General features: G+C 68.3%; 18 protein-coding genes. 13 read left to right on the forward strand and 5 right to left on the reverse strand.

The features are described from left to right. Nucleotides 1–73: 73 nt before the first annotated feature. From ACWAUG_RS12140 to ACWAUG_RS12150, 3 genes are read right to left on the reverse strand one after another with little or no spacing between them, the layout of a single operon-like run. Complete coding sequence (locus tag ACWAUG_RS12140; RefSeq protein WP_460802617.1) at nt 74–565, reverse strand: hypothetical protein; 492 nt, start codon at nt 563–565, stop codon at nt 74–76. Continuing rightward, nucleotides 552–1,439: a DUF58 domain-containing protein gene (locus ACWAUG_RS12145; RefSeq protein WP_460802618.1), complete on the reverse strand. Its 888-nt coding sequence runs from the start codon at nt 1,437–1,439 to the stop codon at nt 552–554. Before ACWAUG_RS12145 ends, ACWAUG_RS12140 begins: the two co-directional genes overlap by 14 nt. 6 nt (nt 1,440–1,445) lie before the next feature. Then, on the reverse strand, nt 1,446–2,597 hold the full coding sequence (locus tag ACWAUG_RS12150) for an AAA family ATPase (protein ID WP_460802619.1): 1,152 nt from the start codon (nt 2,595–2,597) through the stop codon (nt 1,446–1,448). A 129-nt stretch (nt 2,598–2,726) separates the two neighbouring features. Between ACWAUG_RS12150 and ACWAUG_RS12155 the strand changes: the two genes are divergently transcribed. After that, nucleotides 2,727–3,314, forward strand: a complete 588-nt coding sequence (locus ACWAUG_RS12155) for a hypothetical protein (RefSeq protein ID WP_298038187.1) — start codon at nt 2,727–2,729, stop codon at nt 3,312–3,314. Between the two features lie 40 nt (nt 3,315–3,354). On the opposite strand, the gene ACWAUG_RS12160 is transcribed toward ACWAUG_RS12155, so the two are convergent. Next, complete coding sequence (locus tag ACWAUG_RS12160; RefSeq protein ID WP_460802620.1) at nt 3,355–4,098, reverse strand: Pr6Pr family membrane protein; 744 nt, start codon at nt 4,096–4,098, stop codon at nt 3,355–3,357. Between the two features lie 580 nt (nt 4,099–4,678). On the opposite strand from ACWAUG_RS12160, the gene ACWAUG_RS12165 reads away from it, so the two are divergent. The 10 genes from ACWAUG_RS12165 (at nt 4,679) to ACWAUG_RS12210 (ending at nt 15,679) form a co-directional block, all read left to right on the forward strand. Then, nucleotides 4,679–5,101 (forward strand): adenylate/guanylate cyclase domain-containing protein, encoded by a 423-nt coding sequence (locus tag ACWAUG_RS12165; RefSeq protein ID WP_460802636.1) that lies wholly within the window; start codon nt 4,679–4,681, stop codon nt 5,099–5,101. Nucleotide 5,102: 1 nt separating this feature from the next. Continuing rightward, the gene (locus tag ACWAUG_RS12170; RefSeq protein WP_460802621.1) at nt 5,103–6,521 is read left to right on the forward strand and encodes a mechanosensitive ion channel domain-containing protein; all 1,419 of its coding nucleotides are present in this window, start codon (nt 5,103–5,105) and stop codon (nt 6,519–6,521) included. A 199-nt stretch (nt 6,522–6,720) separates the two neighbouring features. Beyond that, the gene (locus ACWAUG_RS12175; RefSeq protein WP_460802622.1) at nt 6,721–8,097 is read left to right on the forward strand and encodes an FAD-dependent oxidoreductase; all 1,377 of its coding nucleotides are present in this window, start codon (nt 6,721–6,723) and stop codon (nt 8,095–8,097) included. A gap of 128 nt (nt 8,098–8,225) precedes the next feature. Then, complete coding sequence (locus ACWAUG_RS12180; RefSeq protein ID WP_298040190.1) at nt 8,226–9,509, forward strand: adenylosuccinate synthase; 1,284 nt, start codon at nt 8,226–8,228, stop codon at nt 9,507–9,509. Nucleotides 9,510–9,518: 9 nt separating this feature from the next. Continuing rightward, nucleotides 9,519–10,715 (forward strand): lactonase family protein, encoded by a 1,197-nt coding sequence (locus ACWAUG_RS12185; protein ID WP_460802623.1) that lies wholly within the window; start codon nt 9,519–9,521, stop codon nt 10,713–10,715. Between the two features lie 180 nt (nt 10,716–10,895). After that, a complete protein-coding gene (locus tag ACWAUG_RS12190) occupies nt 10,896–12,308 on the forward strand; it encodes a dihydrolipoyl dehydrogenase family protein (RefSeq protein WP_460802624.1) in 1,413 nt (470 codons plus the stop codon). A 156-nt stretch (nt 12,309–12,464) separates the two neighbouring features. After that, nucleotides 12,465–13,316, forward strand: coding sequence for an ABC transporter ATP-binding protein (locus tag ACWAUG_RS12195; RefSeq protein ID WP_460802625.1), 852 nt, complete (start codon nt 12,465–12,467; stop codon nt 13,314–13,316). Next, on the forward strand, nt 13,313–14,014 hold the full coding sequence (locus ACWAUG_RS12200) for an ABC transporter permease (protein ID WP_298040184.1): 702 nt from the start codon (nt 13,313–13,315) through the stop codon (nt 14,012–14,014). The genes ACWAUG_RS12195 and ACWAUG_RS12200 overlap by 4 nt, the downstream gene beginning before the upstream one ends. Next, nucleotides 14,011–14,739 (forward strand): ABC transporter permease, encoded by a 729-nt coding sequence (locus ACWAUG_RS12205; protein ID WP_298040183.1) that lies wholly within the window; start codon nt 14,011–14,013, stop codon nt 14,737–14,739. The genes ACWAUG_RS12200 and ACWAUG_RS12205 overlap by 4 nt, the downstream gene beginning before the upstream one ends. A gap of 22 nt (nt 14,740–14,761) precedes the next feature. Then, nucleotides 14,762–15,679: an ABC transporter substrate-binding protein gene (locus tag ACWAUG_RS12210; RefSeq protein ID WP_298040182.1), complete on the forward strand. Its 918-nt coding sequence runs from the start codon at nt 14,762–14,764 to the stop codon at nt 15,677–15,679. Nucleotides 15,680–15,722: 43 nt separating this feature from the next. On the opposite strand, the gene ACWAUG_RS12215 is transcribed toward ACWAUG_RS12210, so the two are convergent. Continuing rightward, nucleotides 15,723–16,001 carry a hypothetical protein gene (locus ACWAUG_RS12215; RefSeq protein WP_460802626.1) on the reverse strand — a complete coding sequence of 93 codons (279 nt, stop codon included), beginning with the start codon at nt 15,999–16,001 and terminating at the stop codon, nt 15,723–15,725. Nucleotides 16,002–16,349: 348 nt separating this feature from the next. Here ACWAUG_RS12215 and ACWAUG_RS12220 point away from each other — a divergent pair, with 348 nt between their 5' ends. Continuing rightward, on the forward strand, nt 16,350–20,129 hold the full coding sequence (locus ACWAUG_RS12220; protein WP_460802627.1) for a family 20 glycosylhydrolase: 3,780 nt from the start codon (nt 16,350–16,352) through the stop codon (nt 20,127–20,129). A 192-nt stretch (nt 20,130–20,321) separates the two neighbouring features. Beyond that, nucleotides 20,322–20,687 carry a DUF5997 family protein gene (locus ACWAUG_RS12225; RefSeq protein WP_298040196.1) on the forward strand — a complete coding sequence of 122 codons (366 nt, stop codon included), beginning with the start codon at nt 20,322–20,324 and terminating at the stop codon, nt 20,685–20,687. Nucleotides 20,688–20,705: the final 18 nt, after the last annotated feature.

Consider the following 20,705-nt stretch of genomic DNA (forward strand, 5'->3'; position numbering starts at 1 on the left):
TGCGCAGCTACCGCGCCGCCGTCAGCCTCGCCGCCACGCTGATCTGGATCAAATCAGACTTGATCAACACGGCCTAGTGCCATGACGCCACCACCGTTCGGGCGGCCGCGGCGCCGGCGAGCGGGTCGACTGCTGCCCCCCGCCGGAAGATGCTCGGGTAGTAGTGCCGCTGCAGCGCGTCGATCAGCGGGGGCTGCACCTCGAGGCGTCGCAGATCGTCGAGGGAGAGCACGGGCGCTTCGAGTCCGCTGTACTCGTTGACGAATGTTCGCACGGTGCGGCTGAGCTCGATGTTCGCCTGGCGCGCAGTGATCGCTCCGGCGCGGTATTCGGCCTCGATACGATCGATCTGCGCGGAATATTCCATTCGGAGCATATTCAGCACTTCGTGCACCGGCGGGGCGGCTGGAGCCTGCTGCCCCGGAACGGAGATGCTCGTACGCGGACGGGTCAACAGGATCAGCAGGAACGCCCCGAGGATCAGCAGTGCGATGATCCCCAGCGCCAGCAGCAACCACCCCCAGCCGTACTGCGTCGGCGGGTACAGCTCATCAGGAGCGGACATTCGCCCTCCTGTTCAGCAGGTGGAGCAGGCGGCTCACGGCACCGTCCTGGCCGTCGAGCTCGGTGCGGCTGATCTCGAGGCGGTCGAGCAGCGCATCGCGGCGCTGTGCGTCGACGCGGGACCGGGCATCCAGCTCGGCGAGCACCTCGCGCTCGCCGTGCACGAAGTCCGGCACGGCCCAGCGCGTGTCGACATCGGCGCGCGCACCGGCACCCGACCGGACGAGCACGGGATCGGCATCCTGCACCGTAAGCCACAGCATGTCGTGCTGCACGCGCAGACGGCGCAGCAGCCGCTCGGTCTCATCCGTGATCGGTGCCTCATCCGTGACGACCACGACGATCATGCGCCGGGCGATCGTGCGGGCGACGTATGACAGCAGGGCGTCGCGATCGCTGGGAGCCTGCGCCTCGGCGACCGAGCGATCGATCGAGCGCAGGGCGTGCTCGAGCGCTCCCTCGCTGCGGCCCGGAGCGCGCCGGCGGACGCCTGCGGAGTCGCCGTGCACCATGCTGAAGTCATCGCCATGACGCAGGGCGAGGATGCCGAGGGCGCCGGTGGCGAGAATCGCCAGGTCTTTCTTGGGCTTCTCATCCGGCGCGAGCGCGCTCATCGAGCGGCCCGTGTCGACGACGAAGAGCACGGTGTGCATGCGATTGGCACGGTGCCGCTTGACCAGCGGTGAGCCCATTCGGGCGGTGGCCCGCCAGTCGATGTCGCGCACCTGATCGCCGTACTCGTACTCGCGCAGGTCCTCGAAGTCGAGGCTGCGGCCGTGCAGGAGCGACGCGTAGGCGCCGTCGAGCGCGTGCATCGACTTCTGGGAGGAGTGGATGAAGAGCTTGCTCTTCACCTGGGCGATCAGGCTCGGCATCGGGGATTACGGGGTCGGCACCGCGCCGAAGATCTCGTCGATGATCTGCTCGCTGTGGATTCCTTCGGCGTCGGCCTCGAAGGTGAGCAGCACGCGGTGGCGCAGCACGACGTGGCGCAGGGTGCGGATGTCTTCGGGCAGCACGTGGTTGCGGCCGTTGAGCAGGGCGAGCGCGCGGGACGCCTGCAGGAACGCGATGCTCGCGCGGGGGCTCGCGCCGTACTTGATGAGGCGGGCGCGCTCCTCGCCGATGTAAGGCCCGGGGTTCCGGGTCACGTAGGCGATGGAGACGATGTAGTTGCGGATCGCAGCATCCACGTAGATGCGGGAGGCAACATCCTGCAGCGAACGGATGTCCTCGAGCGATACGGCGCCGGCGACGTGCCGGTCGGGGTCGAGGACGCCGGAGTCGATGCGTCCGAGGATCTCGAACTCGTCGGCGGGGCTCGGGTACTCGACGATCTCCTTCAGCAGGAAGCGGTCCATCTGGGCCTCGGGCAGCTCGTAGGTGCCCTCCTGCTCGATGGGGTTCTGCGTCGCGATGACGAGGAACGGCTGGGGCAGGTGGTGAACCTCGCCGCCGATCGTCGTCTGGTGCTCCTGCATCGCCTCGAGCATCGCCGACTGGGTCTTGGCGCTCGAGCGGTTGATCTCATCCAGCAGCACGAAGTTCGCGTGCACCGGGCCGAGCACGGTGCGGAACGATCCCGTGTGCGCGTCGTAGATCTGGTTGCCGGTGATGTCGCTGGGCAGCAGGTCGGGGGTGCACTGGATGCGCTTGAAGCTCGCCTGGACGGTGTCGGCGAGGGTGGATGCGGCGGTCGTCTTCGCGAGCCCGGGCACCGATTCGAGGAGGATGTGGCCGCCGGCGATGAGCGCGACGAGCAGGCTCGTGCGCAGGCGCTCCTGGCCGACCATCTTCACGGAGTACGCGTCGGAGATGACCCGGATGGTCTCGGCCGCCTGGCGCATCTCGGCATCCGTCGGTGCCGGCTTCGCGTCGGCGGATGCTGTCGGCTTCGCGCTCGCGGCGGGGCGGGCCTGCTGCGCTGCGGGCGCCGGGGGCGTCGAGAACAGCTGTTCGGCGGGCGACGGCGCGGCCGGCGGGGGAGGAGGAACAGCCGGGCTCCCGTTCGGGGCGGTGTAGGGCTGGTTCATCTTCGTCTCCTCAGTCGCCGGCGCGGGGACATGACGAGTCGGTCCCCGCAGAACAGGGTAACCGCTCGCCGTGTCCCCGCCTGCACCGGGTCGAGTTCGTGTGGCGGGACGCTTGTAATCTGTGATCTCGTGACCTTCGAGAGTGTGACCGATGCGCTGTGCCGGTATGAGGCGGAGCTTGACCGCATCGGATTCCGTCATGATTTCGCTGACGGGCTCACCCCGCATCAGCTTCACGAGATCGAGGCGGAAGCGGGGTTTCGGCTCTCGCAGGACGCGCGCGCAGTGTGGTCCTGGCACGGCGGCACGTCCGTGCCGAGCGGCCAGCCGTGCACGCAAGCATCGACCATTGTGCCCTTCGGAATTTTCCCTGGTATCCGAAGCGCGATAACGACGGGGAAGGGCATCGCCGATTCAGCGGCGGAAGCCGAACAGATCGCTTTCGATGAGAAGCGTTTCCTCTCTCTGTGCTGGTTAGGTCAGGATCCCTTCTTCATTGACTCGACGGATCCCGATGCGCCTGATTCACCGACGCTGCGAACCGTGTGGGGCGAGGGCATCTTCACTGTGCCTGCCATCACTGTCACCGAACGGGTCGAGCTCTGGATCAACGCAGTCCAGACCGGCGCGTGGTACGTGGACGACACAGGCAGGCTCAACGAAGACTTCTCGCTATTACCCGAAGCGCACCGCTTCCTGCTCAGCTGGGGGCCTTGACGATGGGACGGACGCTTCTTCATTGAGCATCATCAAGAAGTCAGGCGCGTGACGATACTGGGCGTGCGGTCGGAAGCGTGCCGCGCACCCGCCCGATCGCGATCACCCCGGCCGCGACGCCGATGATCGCCGCGGCGATGCCGACGATGTACGCCGCGACACCGAGGTACCCGCCCTGCAGGTGCGGGTCGAGGAATGGGTACGGATACCACCACGGGTTGCCGGTGGCCGGTCCGGTGATGAGGTTCGCGCGGATCAGCGTGTAGCCAGCCCAGAGGATCGGGAAGACCACGGCGATACCCAGTGCGCCCCATCCGAGCGCGCGTCGTCGCGGCGCGAACACGGCATCCAGCAGCATCACCGCAGGGATGATCACGTGCAGGGTCTCGTTGGTCCAGGCGTCGGAGAGCCCGGCGATCGGGATGCTGCGCAGAAGCAGGTTGTAGACCAGGCCCGTGACCACCATGTAGGTCGTCGCGCACAGGAACAGTACGGCGATCCAGGCCGGTTCCACCGATGCGGACCGGCGGGTGCGCAGCATCCATATCGCTCCGATGGTCAGCGCAACCACGGCCGAAAGGTTCGACAGGATCGTGAAGTAGCTGAAGAAGTTCGCCACGACGGTCGGCACGTGCGCGGCCCACGGGGTGTCCGCTGCGCGGGCGTTGCCGATCGTGAGGAGCAGCTGGCGGATGATGGCGGCCGCGCCGAGCGCCGCCGCCAGGAGACGTGCGTAGGGCCACCGCCGGATCATCGTTCCTCCGCGGTCAGGGTAGCGGGCCACGGGGCTCATCGTCGATGCACAAGAATCCCACCCTCATCCGCCTAGGCTGTCGCGCAGCAGCATCCTCCGAAGGACACATCCATAAGGAAGACCCGATGCCTCACGCTGATCCGTCCCGATCCTCGGCCCGGAGATCCGGTCGTCGTGTCGGCGCGGGATTGTGCGTGCTCGTGAGCGGGTTCGTCGCGCTCGTCTTCGGCACCTCCGCGATCGGGCTGGTCAAGGGCGACCTGCACATCAACTGCAGCATGTTGCTACCCGGCTCAGAGGGCGCGGGCGAGTGGGTCTGCAGTGATGGCATCGGTTATATCGGTATCGCTGCAGCGCTCGGTGCGGGGTGGCTTCTCGTCGTCGTGACCGGTGCGATCGTCGCCTTCGCCGTCCGCGATGGACGGGACGCACGCCTGTTCCTGGTGATTCTCGCAGCGGCTTCGATGATGTGGGGGCCGACGGTGACCGGGCTCGCATCCGTGCCGACGGGAGCCCGGTATTGGGCGATTGCGGTGGGTCCGGCGGCGCTTGTCGGCATCCTCGGGATCGCGGTTGGGGCGTGGAGTCTCCGTCTTCGCGAACGGATGTCATGGATAGCGGGGCTCGCCGCAGCCGCAGCGCTCGCGATCGCGACGGTGCTGCAGCCGGGCCTGAGCCTCACCATGATCCCCGCGGTCGGGCTGCTGCTCGCCGCTGCTCTTCGCGCCCAGCCGCGCAGGCGCTCGTCGATGTCGTGGGTCGCTTCAACGCGCAGAACGGCACATCGATCGCGGTGCGCGCCGGCGTCGACACGGGCAGCGTCTCCAGTGGTCTGGTGGCGCGCACGAGCCTGGCCTACGACCTGTGGGGGGATGCCGTGAACCTCGCCTACCGGGTGCGATCGGTCACGGGTGACCCCGGCATCTACGTCAGCCAGGCGGTTCGCGACCGCACGGGCGATCTCATCTCCTACGTCGAGGCCGGAACGGTCGAGGCGGGAACGGGCCGCGAAACGGTCTGGAAGGTCGCCTGACATGACCGAGGCATTCCAGGACGGATGGGCGTGGTGGGTGATCGCGCTCGCGGTGGGCGTGCCGGTGCTGCTCGTCGCGCTGACCGAGGCGATCGGATTCACCACTCGACGGGGCAACCCCGTCGAGAAGCCTCTGCGGATGCTGCGCAACTGGGTGGTCCCCGTCGGCGCGATCCTCGCCCTGCTGATCTTCGCCTTCCGCTCACCGGCCGAACAGGTGTGGGTGCGCGTGGTCGCGACGGTCTTCGGGTTCCTCGTGATCCTGCTCGTGCTCTCCGCCTTCAACGTCGCGCTCTTCGCGAATGCGAAGGCGGGTTCCTGGCGGGAGCGCATCCCGTCGATCTTCGTGGAGATCGCCCGCCTCGTGCTCGTCTGCCTGGGCCTGGCGCTGCTGTTCTCCTGGGTGTGGGATGCCGATGTGGGCGGTCTCATCACGGCGCTCGGCGTCGGATCGATCGTCATCGGCCTCGCCCTCCAGAACGCTGTGGGCGGTGTCATCTCGGGGCTTCTGCTGCTGTTCGAGCAGCCGTTCAAGATCGGCGACTGGCTCGATGTCGGGGGCACCCGGGGACGCGTCGTCGAGGTGAATTGGCGCGCCGTGCACATCGACACCGGCATCCAGATCGTCCCGAACTCGAGCCTGTCGGGGGCATCGTTCACGAACATGACCGAACCGGACGGCCCCTACTCGGCGAAGGCCGATGTCTCCTTCTCGACGGACGACCCGCCCCACGAGGTCATGGCACTCCTCGTCGAGGTCGCCTCGGGGCTGCCCATGATCGCCGCGGGGGAGCAGGCGAGCGTCAGCTACTCCGGCGGCGGGAAGTTCCACGTCTCGATTCCGGTGGCCGGGCCCGGACAGGCCTCGCGCGCCCTGTCGATGTACCTCTCCTGGCTCTGGTACGCCGCCCGCCGCAAGAAGTTCGCCCTCGACGGCGACGGCACCGACCCGATCGCCGAACCCGCAGCGCTCGCCGCGGCGCTTCGTGGCATCGCGCCGACGCTGCAACTGCGCGAGGAGGACGTCGACAGCGTGCTGAGCATCGCCCGGGCCAAACGCTATGGAATCGGCGAGATCGTGCAGAAGATGGGGGTCGTTCCCGATCAGGTCTCGGTCGTCGTCTCCGGACGCGCGGTCATGGCGCTGGAGGTCGGCGACGACCGGATCGAGTTCGCGACGGTGGAGCGCGGTGAACTCATCGGGCACACGGCGCTCACCCGGGAGAAGACGCGTGCCGTCGTCGTCGCGCAGGAGATCCTCACGGTCGTCACGGTGCCGCTCGCCGCTGTCGATGCGCTCGTGCGCAGTCGTCCGACGCTGGCCGCGGAGGTCGGACGCTCGCTCGAGCTGCGCACCCGCCAGGCCGATGAGAAACTCGCCGAACTCGGCATCACGCGCACCGCCGTTCACCGGAACTGACCGCTGCCACTGAGCGGGAGCGTGCAGGAAGCCGAAAATCACTGTGCGGTAACGTCGATGTGACAGCACTCATCCGGCCGGTCGAGCATCACCGCTCCCGGCGATGGGGAAACCTGTGCGTCCAACACCCGGATGAGTCGCTGCGATTCGCTGAAACGTGAATGACATCGATACCCGAGTGAAGAAGAGGACGATACGTATGAAGAAAGAACGAGTGGCGATCATCGGCGCCGGCCCCAGCGGCATGGCGCAGCTGCGGGCGTTCGAAGCGGCACGCGACGCCGGAGCCGAGGTTCCCGAGGTCGTGTGCTTCGAGAAGCAGGCCGACTGGGGCGGCCAGTGGAACTTCTCCTGGCGCACCGGGCTCGACGAGTACGGCGAGCCCGTGCACTCGAGCATGTACCGCAACCTGTGGTCGAACGGGCCCAAGGAGGCGCTCGAGTTCGCCGATTACACCTTCGATGAGCACTTCGGTCGCCCGATCTCGTCGTACCCGCCGCGCCCCGTGCTGTGGGATTACATCGCGGGACGCCTGGCGAAGACCGATGTGCGCAGCAAGATCCGCTTCCAGACGATCGTGCGCTGGGTCGAGTTCGATGAGGATGCCGAGACCTTCACCCTGACGAGCGAGCACCTGCCCACCGGTGAGACGCGCGTGGAGACGTTCGACCGCATCGTCGTCGCGAGCGGTCACTTCTCGTTCCCGAACGTGCCGGATTTCCCCGGCGTCGAGACCTTCACCGGCAGCATCCGCCACGCGCACGACTTCCGCGGTGCCGAGGCGCTGAAGGGCCGCGACGTGCTCGTGATCGGTTCGAGCTACTCGGCCGAGGACATCGGCAGCCAGGCGTTCAAGATGGGCGCCCGCTCGGTGACCGCCAGCTACCGCACTGCGCCGATGGGCTACGACTGGCCGGAGGGCTTCGAGGAGCGCCCGACGATCGAGCGCTTCGACGGCGACGTCGTGCACTTCGTCGACGGCACGAGCAAGCGGGTGGATGCGGTCATCCTCTGCACCGGATACCTGCACAAGTACCCGTTCCTGCCCGAGGACCTGTCGCTGTCGTCGCCGAACAACGTCTACCCGGCGGGTCTCTACGGCGGTGTGATCTGGCAGAAGAACCCGCGCCTGGCGTACCTGGGCGCGCAGGACCAGTGGTTCACGTTCAACATGTTCGACGTGCAGGCCTGGTTCGTGCGCGACCTCATCCTCGGGCGCATCGAACTGCCCGATGAGGCCGAGCGCGAAGCATCCATCACGGACTGGCTCGCCCGCTTCGACGCGATCGAGACGGCGGCCGACGAGATCCGCTTCCAGGCGGACTACGTGCGCGATCTCGGCCGCCAGACCGACTACCCGGCGTTCGACATCGACCGGGTCGTGGAGATCTTCCTGGCGTGGAAGGCCGACAAGAAGAAGGACATCATGGGCTACCGCGACCGCGTGTACCCGTCGGTGATGACGGGCACCCTCGCCGCCGAGCACCACACCCCGTGGATCGACGAGCTCGACGATTCGCTCGAGCGCTACCTCGCCGAGAACCCCGACGAGACGCAGGAGCGGTCGGCGGCCTGAACGATTCCGGTCGCGGTCCCTTCGGGGCCGCGACCGGGTTCGGTAAGATGGACATGCCCGAAACGGGCCAGCTCATCGGCCGGTGCAAACCCGGCGAAAGCACAAGGTAAAACCCAGGGGGTTCACCCATGCCAGGAATCGTGATCGTCGGAGTCCAGTGGGGCGACGAGGGCAAGGGAAAGGCCACCGACCTGCTCGGTGACCGCACCGACTGGGTGGTGAAGTTCAACGGCGGCAACAACGCCGGGCACACCGTCGTCGTCGGCAACGAGAAGTACGCGCTGCACCTTCTGCCCAGCGGCATCCTCTCCCCGGGCGTCACGCCCGTCATCGGCAACGGCGTCGTCATCGACCTCGAGGTGCTCTTCAGCGAGCTCGAGGCGCTCGGCGCACGCGGCGTCGACGTCTCCAAACTGCGGGTGAGCGCCAACGCGCACATCATCACCCACTACCACCGCACGCTCGACAAGGTCACCGAGCGCTTCCTCGGAAAGCGCAACATCGGCACGACCGGCCGCGGCATCGGCCCGGCCTACGCCGACAAGATCAACCGTGTCGGCATCCGCGTGCAAGACCTGTTCGACGAGAACATCCTGCGCCAGAAGGTCGAAGGCGCCCTCGACCAGAAGAACCACCTGCTGGTGAAGGTCTTCAACCGTCGCGCCGTCACGGTCGACGAGATCGTCGAAGAGCTGCTCGCCTACGCCGAGCGCCTGCGCCCCATGGTCGCCGACACCGGCCACCTGCTCGATGAGGCGCTCGAGCGCGGCGAGGTCGTCGTGTTCGAGGGTGGGCAGGCCACCATGCTCGACGTCGACCACGGCACCTACCCCTTCGTCACCTCGTCGACCGCGACAGCGGCGGGCGCGGCATCCGGCTCGGGCGTCGGCCCCAACCGTCTCGACCGCATCGTCGGCATCGTCAAGGCCTACACGACCCGCGTCGGCTCGGGACCGTTCCCGACCGAACTGCTCGACGAGCAGGGCGAGTGGCTGCGCAAGACCGGCTTCGAGTACGGCACGACCACGGGTCGCCTGCGCCGCACCGGCTGGTACGACGCCCCGATCACCCGATACGCGACCCGTATCAACGGCATCACCGACCTGGTGCTCACGAAGCTCGATGTGCTCACGGGCCTCGAGGAGATCCCCGTCTGCGTCGCCTACGACGTCGACGGTGTGCGCTTCGACGACGTGCCCGTCAACCAGAGCGACTTCCACCACGCGAAGCCGATCTACGAGACGTTCCCCGGCTGGAGCGAGGACATCACGACGGCCCGCACCTTCGAGGACCTGCCGCAGACCGCCCAGGACTACGTGCTCGCCCTCGAGAAGATGAGCAACACGCGCATCTCGGTGATCGGCGTCGGCCCCGAGCGCGACCAGGTGATCGTCCGTCACGACCTCGTCTGACGCTCGACCGTGACGCAGTTCTGGGTCGGCGGCTACGGCTCCGACATGGGCGGCGAGGCCACCGGCATCAGCCTGCTCGAAGGGGACGAGGGTCGTGAACCGACGACCCTCGCCCACCGGGGCACAGTAGCGGGTGCCGCGTCGCCGTCCTGGCTCGTGCGGCACCCGTCGCTCGACGTCGTCTATGCGGCGCTGGAGGGCTCGGGCCACGTGCAGGCCTTCCAGCGCACGGGCGAGCGTTCGCTGCGCGCTCTCGGCGCTCCGATCGTCGCGGGCGATGCGGTGTGCCATCTGGCCGTCGCGCCATCCGGCGATCATCTGATCGCCAGCTGCTACGGGGATGGCCGGGTCGTGCGCATCGGATTGGATGCTGCAGGCCGCACGATCAGCGCCACGGGTGCGGATGCCGCGGCCGATCCCTATGGGATCGATGCCGTCGGCACAGACACTCTCGCGATCGACTTCACCCAGGTGCTCGCATCGGTCACGGTTGCCGCGGCCACCGAGGAGAAGCCCCGCTCGGGGCTCCTGCTGTTCGATGAGATGCTCGGACTCAACGCCCCCGCAGACCCCGAACCGGAGCCCGCTCCGGTCGTCGATCCCGATGCCCGCGTCTCGCACGCGCACGCCGCCGCCTTCCTCCCCGACGGACGCATCGCGACCACCGATCTCGGCCTCGACCTCGTGCGCATCTGGCGCCCGGCGCCCGACGGACTCGTCGAGGACCATCGGGTCGTGCTGCCGCTCGGCGTCGGCCCCCGCCACCTCGTCGTGCACCCCAGCGGGCACGTGCACGTCGTCACCGAGTACTCCTGCGAGGTCTTCACCCTCGAGACGGGCATCGACGGACAGTGGGCGCTCGCCGCGGCGACGACCGTGAGCCCCGGCGTCGGCGTCGGCGTCGATTTCCCCGCAGAGCTCTCCCGCTCGCGCGATGGCGAGACCCTTTACGCGGGCGTGCGCGGCAGCAACACGATCGCAGCTCTCCGCGTACGCGGCGACGGTTCGATCGTCGAGCCGCTCGCCCTCGCCGAATCCGGGGTCGACTGGCCTCGGCACCACCTGGTGCACGACGGAGCGCTCCTCGTCGCCGGGCAGCGCTCCGATCAGATCGGCGTCATCGAGCTCGACGAGCGCACGGGCGTGCCCCGCGGCATCCGTCATCGCACGTCGGTCCCCGCACCGACCTGCATCCTGCTGGCCTGATTCGGCCTGGCCGCTGTGTTGCACACAGCGGAGGATGTTGCACTTGGCGGACTTTTCGCGACGAAGAGTCCGCTGTCCGCAACATCATCCGCCCGTTGCAACATGGAGCTCCCTACAACTGTTGATGCGCTCGGGACAACCCCCGAGACTGCGCGCCCGGTGGGGGACCACCATGGCACCATGACAGCTGACGAGTACGACCTGATCGTGATCGGTGCGGGGCCGGTCGGCGAGAACGTCGCCGACCGCGCGGTGCAGGGCGGCCTGACCGTGGTGATCGTCGAGAGCGAGCTGGTCGGCGGTGAATGCTCTTACTGGGCCTGCATGCCGTCGAAGGCATTGCTGCGTCCGGTTCAGGCGTTGCATGCCGCGCATCGGGTGCAGGGGGTGACGGGCGGTTCGCTCGACGTTCCCGCGGTGCTCGCCCGGCGCGATTCCTTCACGAGCGAATGGTCGGATGCCGGTCAGGCCGACTGGCTGCGATCCGCGGGCATCGATCTGGCGCGCGGCCACGGACGGATCACCGGGGCGCGCGAGGTCACGGTCACCGATGCCGATGGTGCGGGACGCGTACTCACGGCCCGCCATGCTGTGGCGATCGCCACGGGAACCGAAGCGGTGATCCCGCCGATCGATGGACTGGTGGATGCTGCGCCCTGGACGAGCCGTGAGGCGACGAGTGCGCAGGAGATTCCGTCCTCCCTGGCGGTCATCGGTGGCGGCGTGGTCGCGGTCGAGATGGCGGCGGCATTCGCGTCTCTCGGCAGCCGTGTCACGGTTCTTGCGCGGAGCGGGCTGCTCGGCGGGATGGAGGAGTTCGCCGGTGGGATGGCGGCGGAGGGGCTGCGCTCGGCCGGGGTCGATGTGCGCCTGAACACCGAGGCCACGCAGGTCGAGCGGGATGCCAGCGGGGTGACCCTAACGACATCGGGCGGCGAGGTCTCGGCCGTCGAGGTTCTCGTCGCGACCGGGCGCCGTCCGCGCACCACCGATATCGGGGCGGATGCCGTGGGGCTCGAGCCCGGGGCCTCCATCGACGTCGACGACTCACTGCGCGTGCCGGGAACCGAGTGGCTCTATGCCGTCGGCGACGTGAACGGACGCGCGCCGCTCACGCACCAGGGAAAGTATCAGGCTCGAGCGGCGGGCGATGTCATCGCCTCCCGTGCGGCGGGCGGCGACATCGACGATGCGAGATGGGGCCGGCATGCGGCCACCGCCGATCACTCCGCCGTGCCGCAGGTCGTCTTCGCCGAGCCGGAGATCGCGACGGTTGGCTTGACGGAGAAAGCCGCACGGGAAGCCGGGCACGAGGTGCGCGTCATCGATCAGGACCTCGGCGCCATCGCCGGGGCCTCCCTGTACGCAGACGGCTATGCCGGGAGGGCGCGAATCGTCGTCGATGCGGAGCGCGACGTCGTGCTCGGAGCGACGTTCGTCGGTCCCGGCGTGGCAGAGCTTTTGCAGGCGGCCACGATCGCGGTCGTCGGCGAGGTGCCGATCGCGCGGCTCTGGCATGCTGTCCCGGCCTATCCGACGATCAGCGAGGTGTGGCTCCGGCTCCTCGAGCAGTACGGCCGGGAGTCGGCATGACACGCCCGGCAACGCAATCCCATCCATTGCGCGGTTGGCTACGAATGTCTGAAGAACGACCCCGAACGTCCGAGCCGTCCCCTACGCTCGGGACTCAACCCGAGGAGGAGGCGTCATGACGGGTGCTCTCGCAGGCCCCAGGATCGGAGTGGTCTCATGATCGAGTTCCGCTCCGTCACGAAGACGTTCCCCGATGGCACGCGCGCCGTCGACGATTTCAGCCTCGTACTGCCCTCGCGCCAGACGACGGTGTTCGTCGGGTCTTCCGGATGCGGCAAAACGACCCTGCTGCGCATGATCAACCGCATGGTCGAGCCGAGCACCGGCGACGTCGAGATCGACGGGGCGAGCGTGCTCGGCCGCGACCCGGTGACCCTCCGCCGCAGCATCGGCTATGTCATGCAGAACTCGGGGCTCATGCCGCACTTCTCGGTGATCGACAACGTCGCCACCGTGCTGCGCCTGAACGGCATGCCGAAGAAGCAGGCGCACGCGCGCTCGCGCTATCTGCTCGACACTGTGGGCCTCGACCGGGCGCTCGCAGAGCGCTATCCGAGCCAGCTCTCCGGCGGCCAGCAGCAGCGGGTCGGCGTGGCCCGCGGGCTCGCCGCCGACCCGAACATCCTGCTCATGGACGAGCCGTTCGGCGCCGTCGACCCGATCGTGCGCGCCGACCTGCAGCAGGAGCTCATCCGTCTGCAGCGCGAGCTCGGCAAGACGGTCGTCTTCGTCACGCACGATATCGACGAAGCGTTCCTGCTCGGCGACCAGGTCGTGATCCTCGATAAGGGTGCCCGTGTCGTGCAGGTGGGCAGCCCGAGCGAGATCATCGAGAACCCGGCCGATGACTTCGCCGCCGCGTTCATCGGTGCCGAGCGCGGCCGGCGTGCGCTGCGGATCAAGCAGACGCCCCGCGGCGCGGTGGTGGTCGACTCCGAGGGGCGCACCCAGGGCGCCCTCGTCGATGAAGCGCAGCCCGCCGTGATGGGCGAGAGACCGACGCCATGACCTGGGTCGCCGACAACCTCGGCCTGATCGTGGATCTCGCGCTCGTCCACCTCGGACAGAGCGCGATCGCGATCGGCCTCGGTTTCTTTCTCTCGCTGCCGCTGGGGTGGGTGGCGTGGCGCTACCGCCTCGTGCGCGGCCCGGTGATCGTGCTGACCGGTCTGCTCTACACGATCCCGTCGTTGGCGCTCCTGATCCTGCTGCCCTCGGTGGTCGGCTATTCGACGCGCGACCCCGCGAACCTCATCATCGGCCTCACGATCTACGCCGTGGCGATCCTCGTGCGCGCCGTCGCCGACGGTCTCGATGCCGTCGACGCGCATGTGCGCCAGGCCGCGACGGCCATGGGATACGGCGGATGGCGCCGTTTCTGGGCCGTCGATCTGCCGCTCGCCGGGCCCGTGATCCTCGCCGGTCTCCGCGTCGCCGCCGTGAGCACGATCTCGCTCGCGACCGTCGGCATCCTCGTCGGCGTCACCAACCTCGGCTACCTCTTCACGAACGGTCTGCAGCGCCGCATCATCCCGGAGGTACTCGCCGGCGTGCTCGCCGTGGTCGTCATCGCCCTCGTGATCGATCTCCTGCTCATGCTCGTCGGCCGCGGCATCATGCCGTGGACGCGCGCGACGCGCACGTCCGGCGCGTCGGGTCGCCGACGGATGCCGCGACGAATGCCCGTGACGGAGGCGGCCGCATGAACCTCTTCGCGGAGGCCTTCGCATGGCTGTTCTCGCCCGAGCGTCTCGAAGGGGCCTACGCCCTGCCGATCCTGCTCGGCCAGCACCTGTACTTCACCGTGATCTCCGTGCTGATCGCGGCGGTCATCGCCGTGCCCGCTGGCTGGCTCATCGGTCACACCGGCCACGGCCGCGAGGTCGCCGTTGCCATCTCGGGCGCCGCTCGCGCCGTGCCGTCATTCGGCCTGATGGTGCTGCTCGTTCTGCTGCTGGGCGTGCTGCGCATCCCGGAGGCGGCGACCATCACGTTCGTGCTGCTCGCGATCCCCTCGCTGCTCGCCGGCGCCTACACCGGGCTCGAGGCGGTCGACCGCCGTGTGATCGACGCGGCACGGGCGACCGGGATGACGCAGTGGCAGGTGTTCTGGAAGGTCGAGGTGCCGCTCGGCCTGCCGTTGCTCGTCGGCGGCCTGCGCGCCGCGACCTTGCAGGTCATCGCCACCGTCACGATCGCCGCCTACGTCAACCTCGGAGGCCTCGGATGGCCGATCATCCAGGGCATCCCGCTGCGCCGGTTCGATCAGGTGCTCGGCGGCGCGCTGATCGTCGCCGCTCTCGCACTCGTCGTCGATCTGTTGCTCGCTCTCACCCAACGCGCTGTCGTGCCCGCAAGCATCCGTGCAGCCTCCGATTCATCCCGCATCCGTCGATCATCGCGACACGCGGCATCGCCGGCCTCCATCTGACTCTCTCCTCGAAAGGAACATCATGTTCACCGCACGCACCTCCCGCCTCGCTCTCATGGCCGGTACCCTCGTCGGAGCCCTCGCGCTCGCCGGATGCGCGACCAGCAACCCGCTCGATGCGCCTGCGGGCGAATCAGCGGGGGAGGGCGCATCCGACACGATCGTCGTCGGCTCGCAGGCCTACTACTCGAACGAGATCGTCGCCGAGATCTACGCGCAGGCGCTCGAGGGCGCCGGCTTCACGGTGAAGCGCGAATTCAACATCGGCCAGCGTGACGCGTACATGTCCGATGTGGAGTCCGGCGACATTGACCTGTTCCCGGAGTACACCGGCAACCTGCTGCAGTACTTCGACGACACCGCAGAGGCGACGAGCCCCGACGACGTCTACGCGGCGCTGCAGGATGCCCTGCCCGACACACTCGCCGCGCTCGACTATGCCGAGGCGAGCGACCAGGACACCTACACGGTCACGAAGGAGTTCGCCGAGGCGAACGACCTCGTGACGATCTCCGACCTCGCCGATGTCGACGGCGCGGTCACGCTCGGCGGTGCGCCCGAGCTCGAGCAGCGTCCGTACGGTCCGACGGGCGCTGCCGAGATCTACGGCCTCGACCTGGCGTTCTCGGCGACCGGCGACACGACGTTCGAGTCGCTCCTGGCCGGCGAGATCCAGGTCGCCGACGTCTACTCCGCAGACCCGCGGTTCGAGACCGAGGACATCGTCGCGCTCGAGGATCCCGAGAGCATGATCCTCGCATCGAACGTCGTGCCGATCGCATCCGCCGACATCTCCGGCGATGTCGCCGACGTCATCAACGCGGTCAGCGCTCAGCTCGGCGTCGAGGACCTCGTGGCCATGGGCGTGCAGAGCACCGTCGATCAGAAGTCGTCGAAGGACATCGCGAACGCATGGCTCGCAGAGAAGGGCCTCATCTGATCGCCGGCGCCGGCGCGGACTCGTTCACCATGCGCGGATCGGTTCAGGAGCCGCAGTAGCGCTCGAACTCGGCGAAGCTCAGCTCCACGTCCCCCTGGGCGGCTTCGAGATCCGCGTCCTCGCCGTCGATCGCGTCCTGCGCGAGGATCGCGAACGTTTCGATCTCGACGACGACCTCGTCGCGCAGCGCGGCGAAGGCCCCGGGGCCCTCGACCTCGGCCGCGGCGGGAAGTCCTGCCTCGACGCTCGACAAATGCTCGGACATGGCTTCCGGGGATTCGGCCGTGACGATCTCATTGACGGATACCAGGAGAGGATCCACCGCGGAGCGGAAGTCGGCGCATGCTTCGACGGATGGTTCCTGTGAATCGGTGTCCGCGCTCGAACAGCCGGTCAGGGCGACAAGGGCAAGGGCAAGGGATGCGACAGCGATTCTCCGGTTCATGTGCGTGAGCATAGCGCGGGTCATGAAACCACGTGGGACCAGGAAAAGTTAGGATTCCTGACTATTTCCATTGACCCCGCTCCGCCCAGCCGCTAACTTGCCTCCTGGAGGTGTCTCTGGGGCACCGGAATCTGCCGACATAAGCGGAGTATCTCAATGACGAGAGCAGTATCGGGCGGGATCAGAAGAACGACGAGAACCGGCGCATTCCTCTGCGTCGGGGCGATGGTGTTCGGTGCCTTTTCAGCGGTGGCGCCGGCTGTCGCCGCACCAGACGAGGGAGAGAACCTCGCGCTGGCCAGCGCCGGCGCCACGGTCGAGGCATCCGGTCAGGAGGTCCCCGGCCAGTGGGGCCCCGAACTCGCGATCGACGGCGTGCGCGACCCGGGGACCTCCGGGCCGCGCCAGTCGCGCTGGTCGTCGAACGGCGCCGATGACGCGAACCTCACCGTGCGTCTGGCCGAGCCCACCGTGATCGACCACATCGCGATCGAGTGGGAGACGGCGTGCGCCGCCGAGTACCTGATCCAGGTCTCCGCCGACGGCGAGACGTTCGTCGACGCGACCGAGGTGCTCTCGCCCGTCTGCGGACTGCGCGATGTGCAGACCCTGACCCTCGTCGACCCGGCGGTCGAGTACCAGTTCGTGCGCATGCAGGGCGTGGAGCGCACTCCCATCAACGGCAACAAGTACGGCATCTCGCTGTGGGAGCTCGAAGTCTGGGACGGCCCCGAGCCCGAGGTCGTGCCCTCGCCTGTGAACGGGCTCGTCCCGCTGCCTCGCAGCGTCGAGGCGGATGCCGAGGCCGAGCCGTTCGTGCTGCGAGACGGCGCCCGCATCGCCACGGACGCAGCTCTCGCGCCCAGTGCGGAGTTCCTCGCAGATCTGGCCGGTGCATCGACCGGGTTCGACCTGTCGGTGGAGGTCGGAGCATCCGAGGGCGACATCGTCCTGCGCACCGGCGAGGTCACCGGCCTCACCGGCGAGGAGGAGTCCTACGCCCTCACGGTCGACGACGAGCGCATCACGATCGTCGCCCCGACCGATCACGGCGCCTTCAACGCGGTGCAGACGCTGCGACAGCTCTTCCCCGCGCACATCGAATCCGACCGCGTCGTCGAGGCGACCTGGGCGGTGCCGGCGGTGGAGATCACGGATGCTCCGCGATTCGCCTATCGCGGTATGATGCTCGACGTCGCCCGCTCGTTCCTGACGGCCGATGAGGTCAAGACCGTCCTCGACACCATGGCCGCCCACAAGCTCTCGGTCATGCACTTCCACATCGCCGACGATCAGGGGTGGCGCCTGGAGATCACCAACGAGGGCAAGGCCGATGGTGATCCCATCGACTATTCGCTGCTCACCGAGATCTCCGGTGCCACCGCGATGACCTCGCACGGCTACAACGACGAGCTCGGTCGCACTGGCTATTACACGCAGGAGCAGTTCAGCGACATCCTCGCCTACGCGGCCGACCTGCACATCGAGGTCGTCCCCGAGATCGACACCCCGGGCCACACGAACGCGGCGCTGCACGCCATCGAGGAGCTCAACAGCGCGGGAAGCCACCCGGGCGCCGAGCCCGAGACCGGCCGCGTCGCCGCCAACGGGACGAAGGACGTCGGCTACTCCTCGCTCGATGCGAACAACGAGTACACGTGGATGTTCATGGAGCATGTGCTCGGCCAGCTCGCCGCACTCACTCCTGGCGATTACCTGCACATCGGCGGCGACGAATCGCACGTGACCTCGCACGAGAACTACGTGTCCTTCATCACCCGCTCGGTCGACATCGTGCACGGCCTCGGCAAGAAGATGATCGGCTGGAACGAGTCGTCGATCGCCGGGGTGACCGAGGACGACGCGATCCAGTACTGGATCGGGAACACCACCGACACGCTCGACGCGATCAAGAACAAGGGCGTGAAGCTGATCGCCTCGCGCGGCGGCAACGCGTACCTCGACATGAAGTACACCGACAAGACCCCGATCGGCCTGACCTGGGCCGCGGTCGGCGACTTCCCGCTGTACTACGACTGGGATCCGGCCGAGGTCATCACCGACAACGGTGTGAAGCTCGACGACGACCAGCTCCTCGGCGTCGAAGGGCCCATGTGGGCCGAGACGATCCGTGGCCGCGAGCAGGCGGAGTTCCTCTCGTTCCCCCGCGCGTTCGCGCACGCGGAGATCGGCTGGACCCCGCAGGAGCAGCGCAACGGCGCGGACTTCGCCCAGCGCATGGCCGATGTCGGCGAGCGTCTGCTCATCGGCGGCGCGAACTTCTACGATGGTGTGCACGCGACCTGGGACTGGTCGGCGGCGGGCGTTCCCGTCGAGCTCTCGCCCGGCAGCGACGCCGAGATGACCGTCGGCTCGGTCGCGGCACCCGGCACGAAGGCCTCGGCAGACGGCGCGAGCATCGCGGTCGACCGGGTGGATGACGAAGACGGGATCAGCTCGTCGGCTCTCGGCTCCGCGCTCACGGCGACGATCGACTGGGGTGATGGTTCGCCGGTTTCGTCGGCGGCCTTCCGCACCGAGACGGAGCGCACATCGCTGAGCGCAGGCGGTCTCTATGACGTGCGCGGATCGCACTCCTACGCCGAGGCCGGCCAGTACACGGGAACCATCGAGTTCTCCGACGGCACCCGCACCGAGTTCACCGTGACGATCGCGGAGGGAACGGCCGACCCGGTCGAGCCGCCGGTGTGGGACGAGAGCCAGACTCCGACCCTCACAGCGGATTCGACTGTCGCCGCGGGCGCGCGCCTGCCGGGTGAGATCACCGGGTTCGTCCCGGGGTCGTACGTTGCGCTGAGCCTGGGCGACACGGCGCTGGGCACGGTGCGCCCGGACGAGGACGGCGTGCTGGCCCTGTCGCTGCCGATCTCCCCTGACACGGAGGGCGGCGTCTACACGCTCACGGCGACAGCCGGAGACCGTGAGGCGCGCACCGAGGTCGAGGTCACGGCGAACCGCCGTCAGCTGAAGAATCCGATCGATCAGAGCGCCCTCTCGATCGCCGATGTCGGATCGGAGGAGACGCGCAGCGAGGACACGCCGGCGACGAATGCGATCGACGGCGACCCGGAGACGTTCTGGCACACCGCTTGGAACGGCGAGGGATCGACGTACCCGCACTGGATCACGATCGATCTCGGCGACCGGTACGACGTCTCGGGCTTCTCCTTCCAGCAGCGTCAGAACGGCACCAACGGCCGCATCGCGGACTACGAGGTCTCTGTGAGCGACACGAAGGCCGATCGCGGCACGCTCGCCTCCGACGGGCGCCTGTACGACATCACGCGCGAGCAGGTCATCGAGTTCGATGAGACCGTCGCGGGTCGCTACGTGACTCTCGTCGCTCTGTCGTCGAGCAACGGCGCTGAATTCGCCGGTGCTGCCGAGATCAACATCGGCGGCACGCTCGTCGGCGAGACCGACCCGGAGCCGGAGCCGGGAACGCCGTCGGTGACGCTCGGTGCATCGGAAGTCGTCGCCGGCGAGGCGCTCGACATCCGTGCCGCGGGGCTGCAGCCCGAGACGCCGGTGCGCATCACGCTCGAGAGTCCCGAGAACGGGGAGCCCGAGGCGCTGCGCCTGCTCGCGGAGGCCCGCATCGCCGCAGAACTCGGGGAGGGAGTGCAGACGGATGCCGAGGGGCGCCTGGCTGTGTCGGTGACGGTTCCTGCGGGTGTGGCCGCCGGAGGGTACGCGCTGGTCGTCGCCCAGCCGGAGTCGGGCCTGCGGGCCAGTGCCGCGGTGACGGTGCTGGCCGCGGCCGACCCGGCGGAGCCGGGTGCCCCCACCGAACCGGGCGACTCCACCGAACCCGGAGGAACGGGCGACGCAGCCTCCCCGGACGGAACCGGAGCGGCTGACGGCACGGCAGGCGGCGGCCTCGCCGCGACTGGGTCGGGGCCGATCACCGGTGTGATCGCGCTCGCCGCGCTCCTCGCCGTGGGCGGCGCCCTCCTCGTCGGCTTCCGCCGTCGCACGACCTGACCCGCCCCGGGCGCTCTTCCCCAGAGCGTCCGGATCCCACGCGGGTCACGACACCTGTCGGTCGAGATCACGGATGTCCGCAGCATCCGCCGATTTCGGCCGACAGGTGTCTTTTCGGCCGACACGTGTCGGCAATCGGACACCCCGTCAGGTGCCAGCAGCTCCTGAGACAATGGATGCATGTCTCCTCGAATGCTGAACCGCCGTGAGGTCGCTCAGCGACTCGACATCTCGATCGAGATGGCCGCACGCCACGAGATCCCGGATGCCGTCTCCGAGGCCGACGTGGCCGCTCTCGAGCAGGATCCGCCGGCCTGGCTCGCCCAGTCCCGCGCGAACCGCAAGAAGGGCGGACGCCCCGTGTGGGCGACGCTGACGTGCGACGTCTGCGGCGACTCCGAAACGGTGCGCCCCAAGAAGTGGTGGCCCCAGTTCACGCACGTGATCTGCGACGAGCACCCCACGAGCGCCGCGCCCGCACCGGCGGCCGGCACGGTGCGCAGCACCTTCGACGGCGTCGGAAGCCGGTTCATCGGCTTCGTCGACGCCGCTCTCTGAGGCACCGACGAAGCCGTC

The sequence above is a fragment of the Microbacterium sp. GXF6406 genome (genome assembly GCF_054798215.1).

Excerpts from the sequence above, each read along its gene's own strand:
- ACWAUG_RS12210 (WP_298040182.1), top strand. The coding sequence starts at position 14,762 with ATGTTCACCGCACGCACCTCCCGCCTCGCTCTCATGGCCGGTACCCTC.
- ACWAUG_RS12175 (WP_460802622.1), top strand. The coding sequence starts at position 6,721 with ATGAAGAAAGAACGAGTGGCGATCATCGGCGCCGGCCCCAGCGGCATG.
- ACWAUG_RS12205 (WP_298040183.1), top strand. The coding sequence starts at position 14,011 with ATGAACCTCTTCGCGGAGGCCTTCGCATGGCTGTTCTCGCCCGAGCGT.
- ACWAUG_RS12140 (WP_460802617.1), bottom strand. The coding sequence starts at position 565 with ATGTCCGCTCCTGATGAGCTGTACCCGCCGACGCAGTACGGCTGGGGG.
- ACWAUG_RS12220 (WP_460802627.1), top strand. The coding sequence starts at position 16,350 with ATGGTGTTCGGTGCCTTTTCAGCGGTGGCGCCGGCTGTCGCCGCACCA.
- ACWAUG_RS12145 (WP_460802618.1), bottom strand. The coding sequence starts at position 1,439 with ATGCCGAGCCTGATCGCCCAGGTGAAGAGCAAGCTCTTCATCCACTCC.
- ACWAUG_RS12195 (WP_460802625.1), top strand. The coding sequence starts at position 12,465 with ATGATCGAGTTCCGCTCCGTCACGAAGACGTTCCCCGATGGCACGCGC.
- ACWAUG_RS12150 (WP_460802619.1), bottom strand. The coding sequence starts at position 2,597 with ATGAACCAGCCCTACACCGCCCCGAACGGGAGCCCGGCTGTTCCTCCT.
- ACWAUG_RS12200 (WP_298040184.1), top strand. The coding sequence starts at position 13,313 with ATGACCTGGGTCGCCGACAACCTCGGCCTGATCGTGGATCTCGCGCTC.
- ACWAUG_RS12170 (WP_460802621.1), top strand. The coding sequence starts at position 5,103 with ATGACCGAGGCATTCCAGGACGGATGGGCGTGGTGGGTGATCGCGCTC.
- ACWAUG_RS12190 (WP_460802624.1), top strand. The coding sequence starts at position 10,896 with ATGACAGCTGACGAGTACGACCTGATCGTGATCGGTGCGGGGCCGGTC.
- ACWAUG_RS12165 (WP_460802636.1), top strand. The coding sequence starts at position 4,679 with ATGGATAGCGGGGCTCGCCGCAGCCGCAGCGCTCGCGATCGCGACGGT.
- ACWAUG_RS12225 (WP_298040196.1), top strand. The coding sequence starts at position 20,322 with ATGCTGAACCGCCGTGAGGTCGCTCAGCGACTCGACATCTCGATCGAG.
- ACWAUG_RS12180 (WP_298040190.1), top strand. The coding sequence starts at position 8,226 with ATGCCAGGAATCGTGATCGTCGGAGTCCAGTGGGGCGACGAGGGCAAG.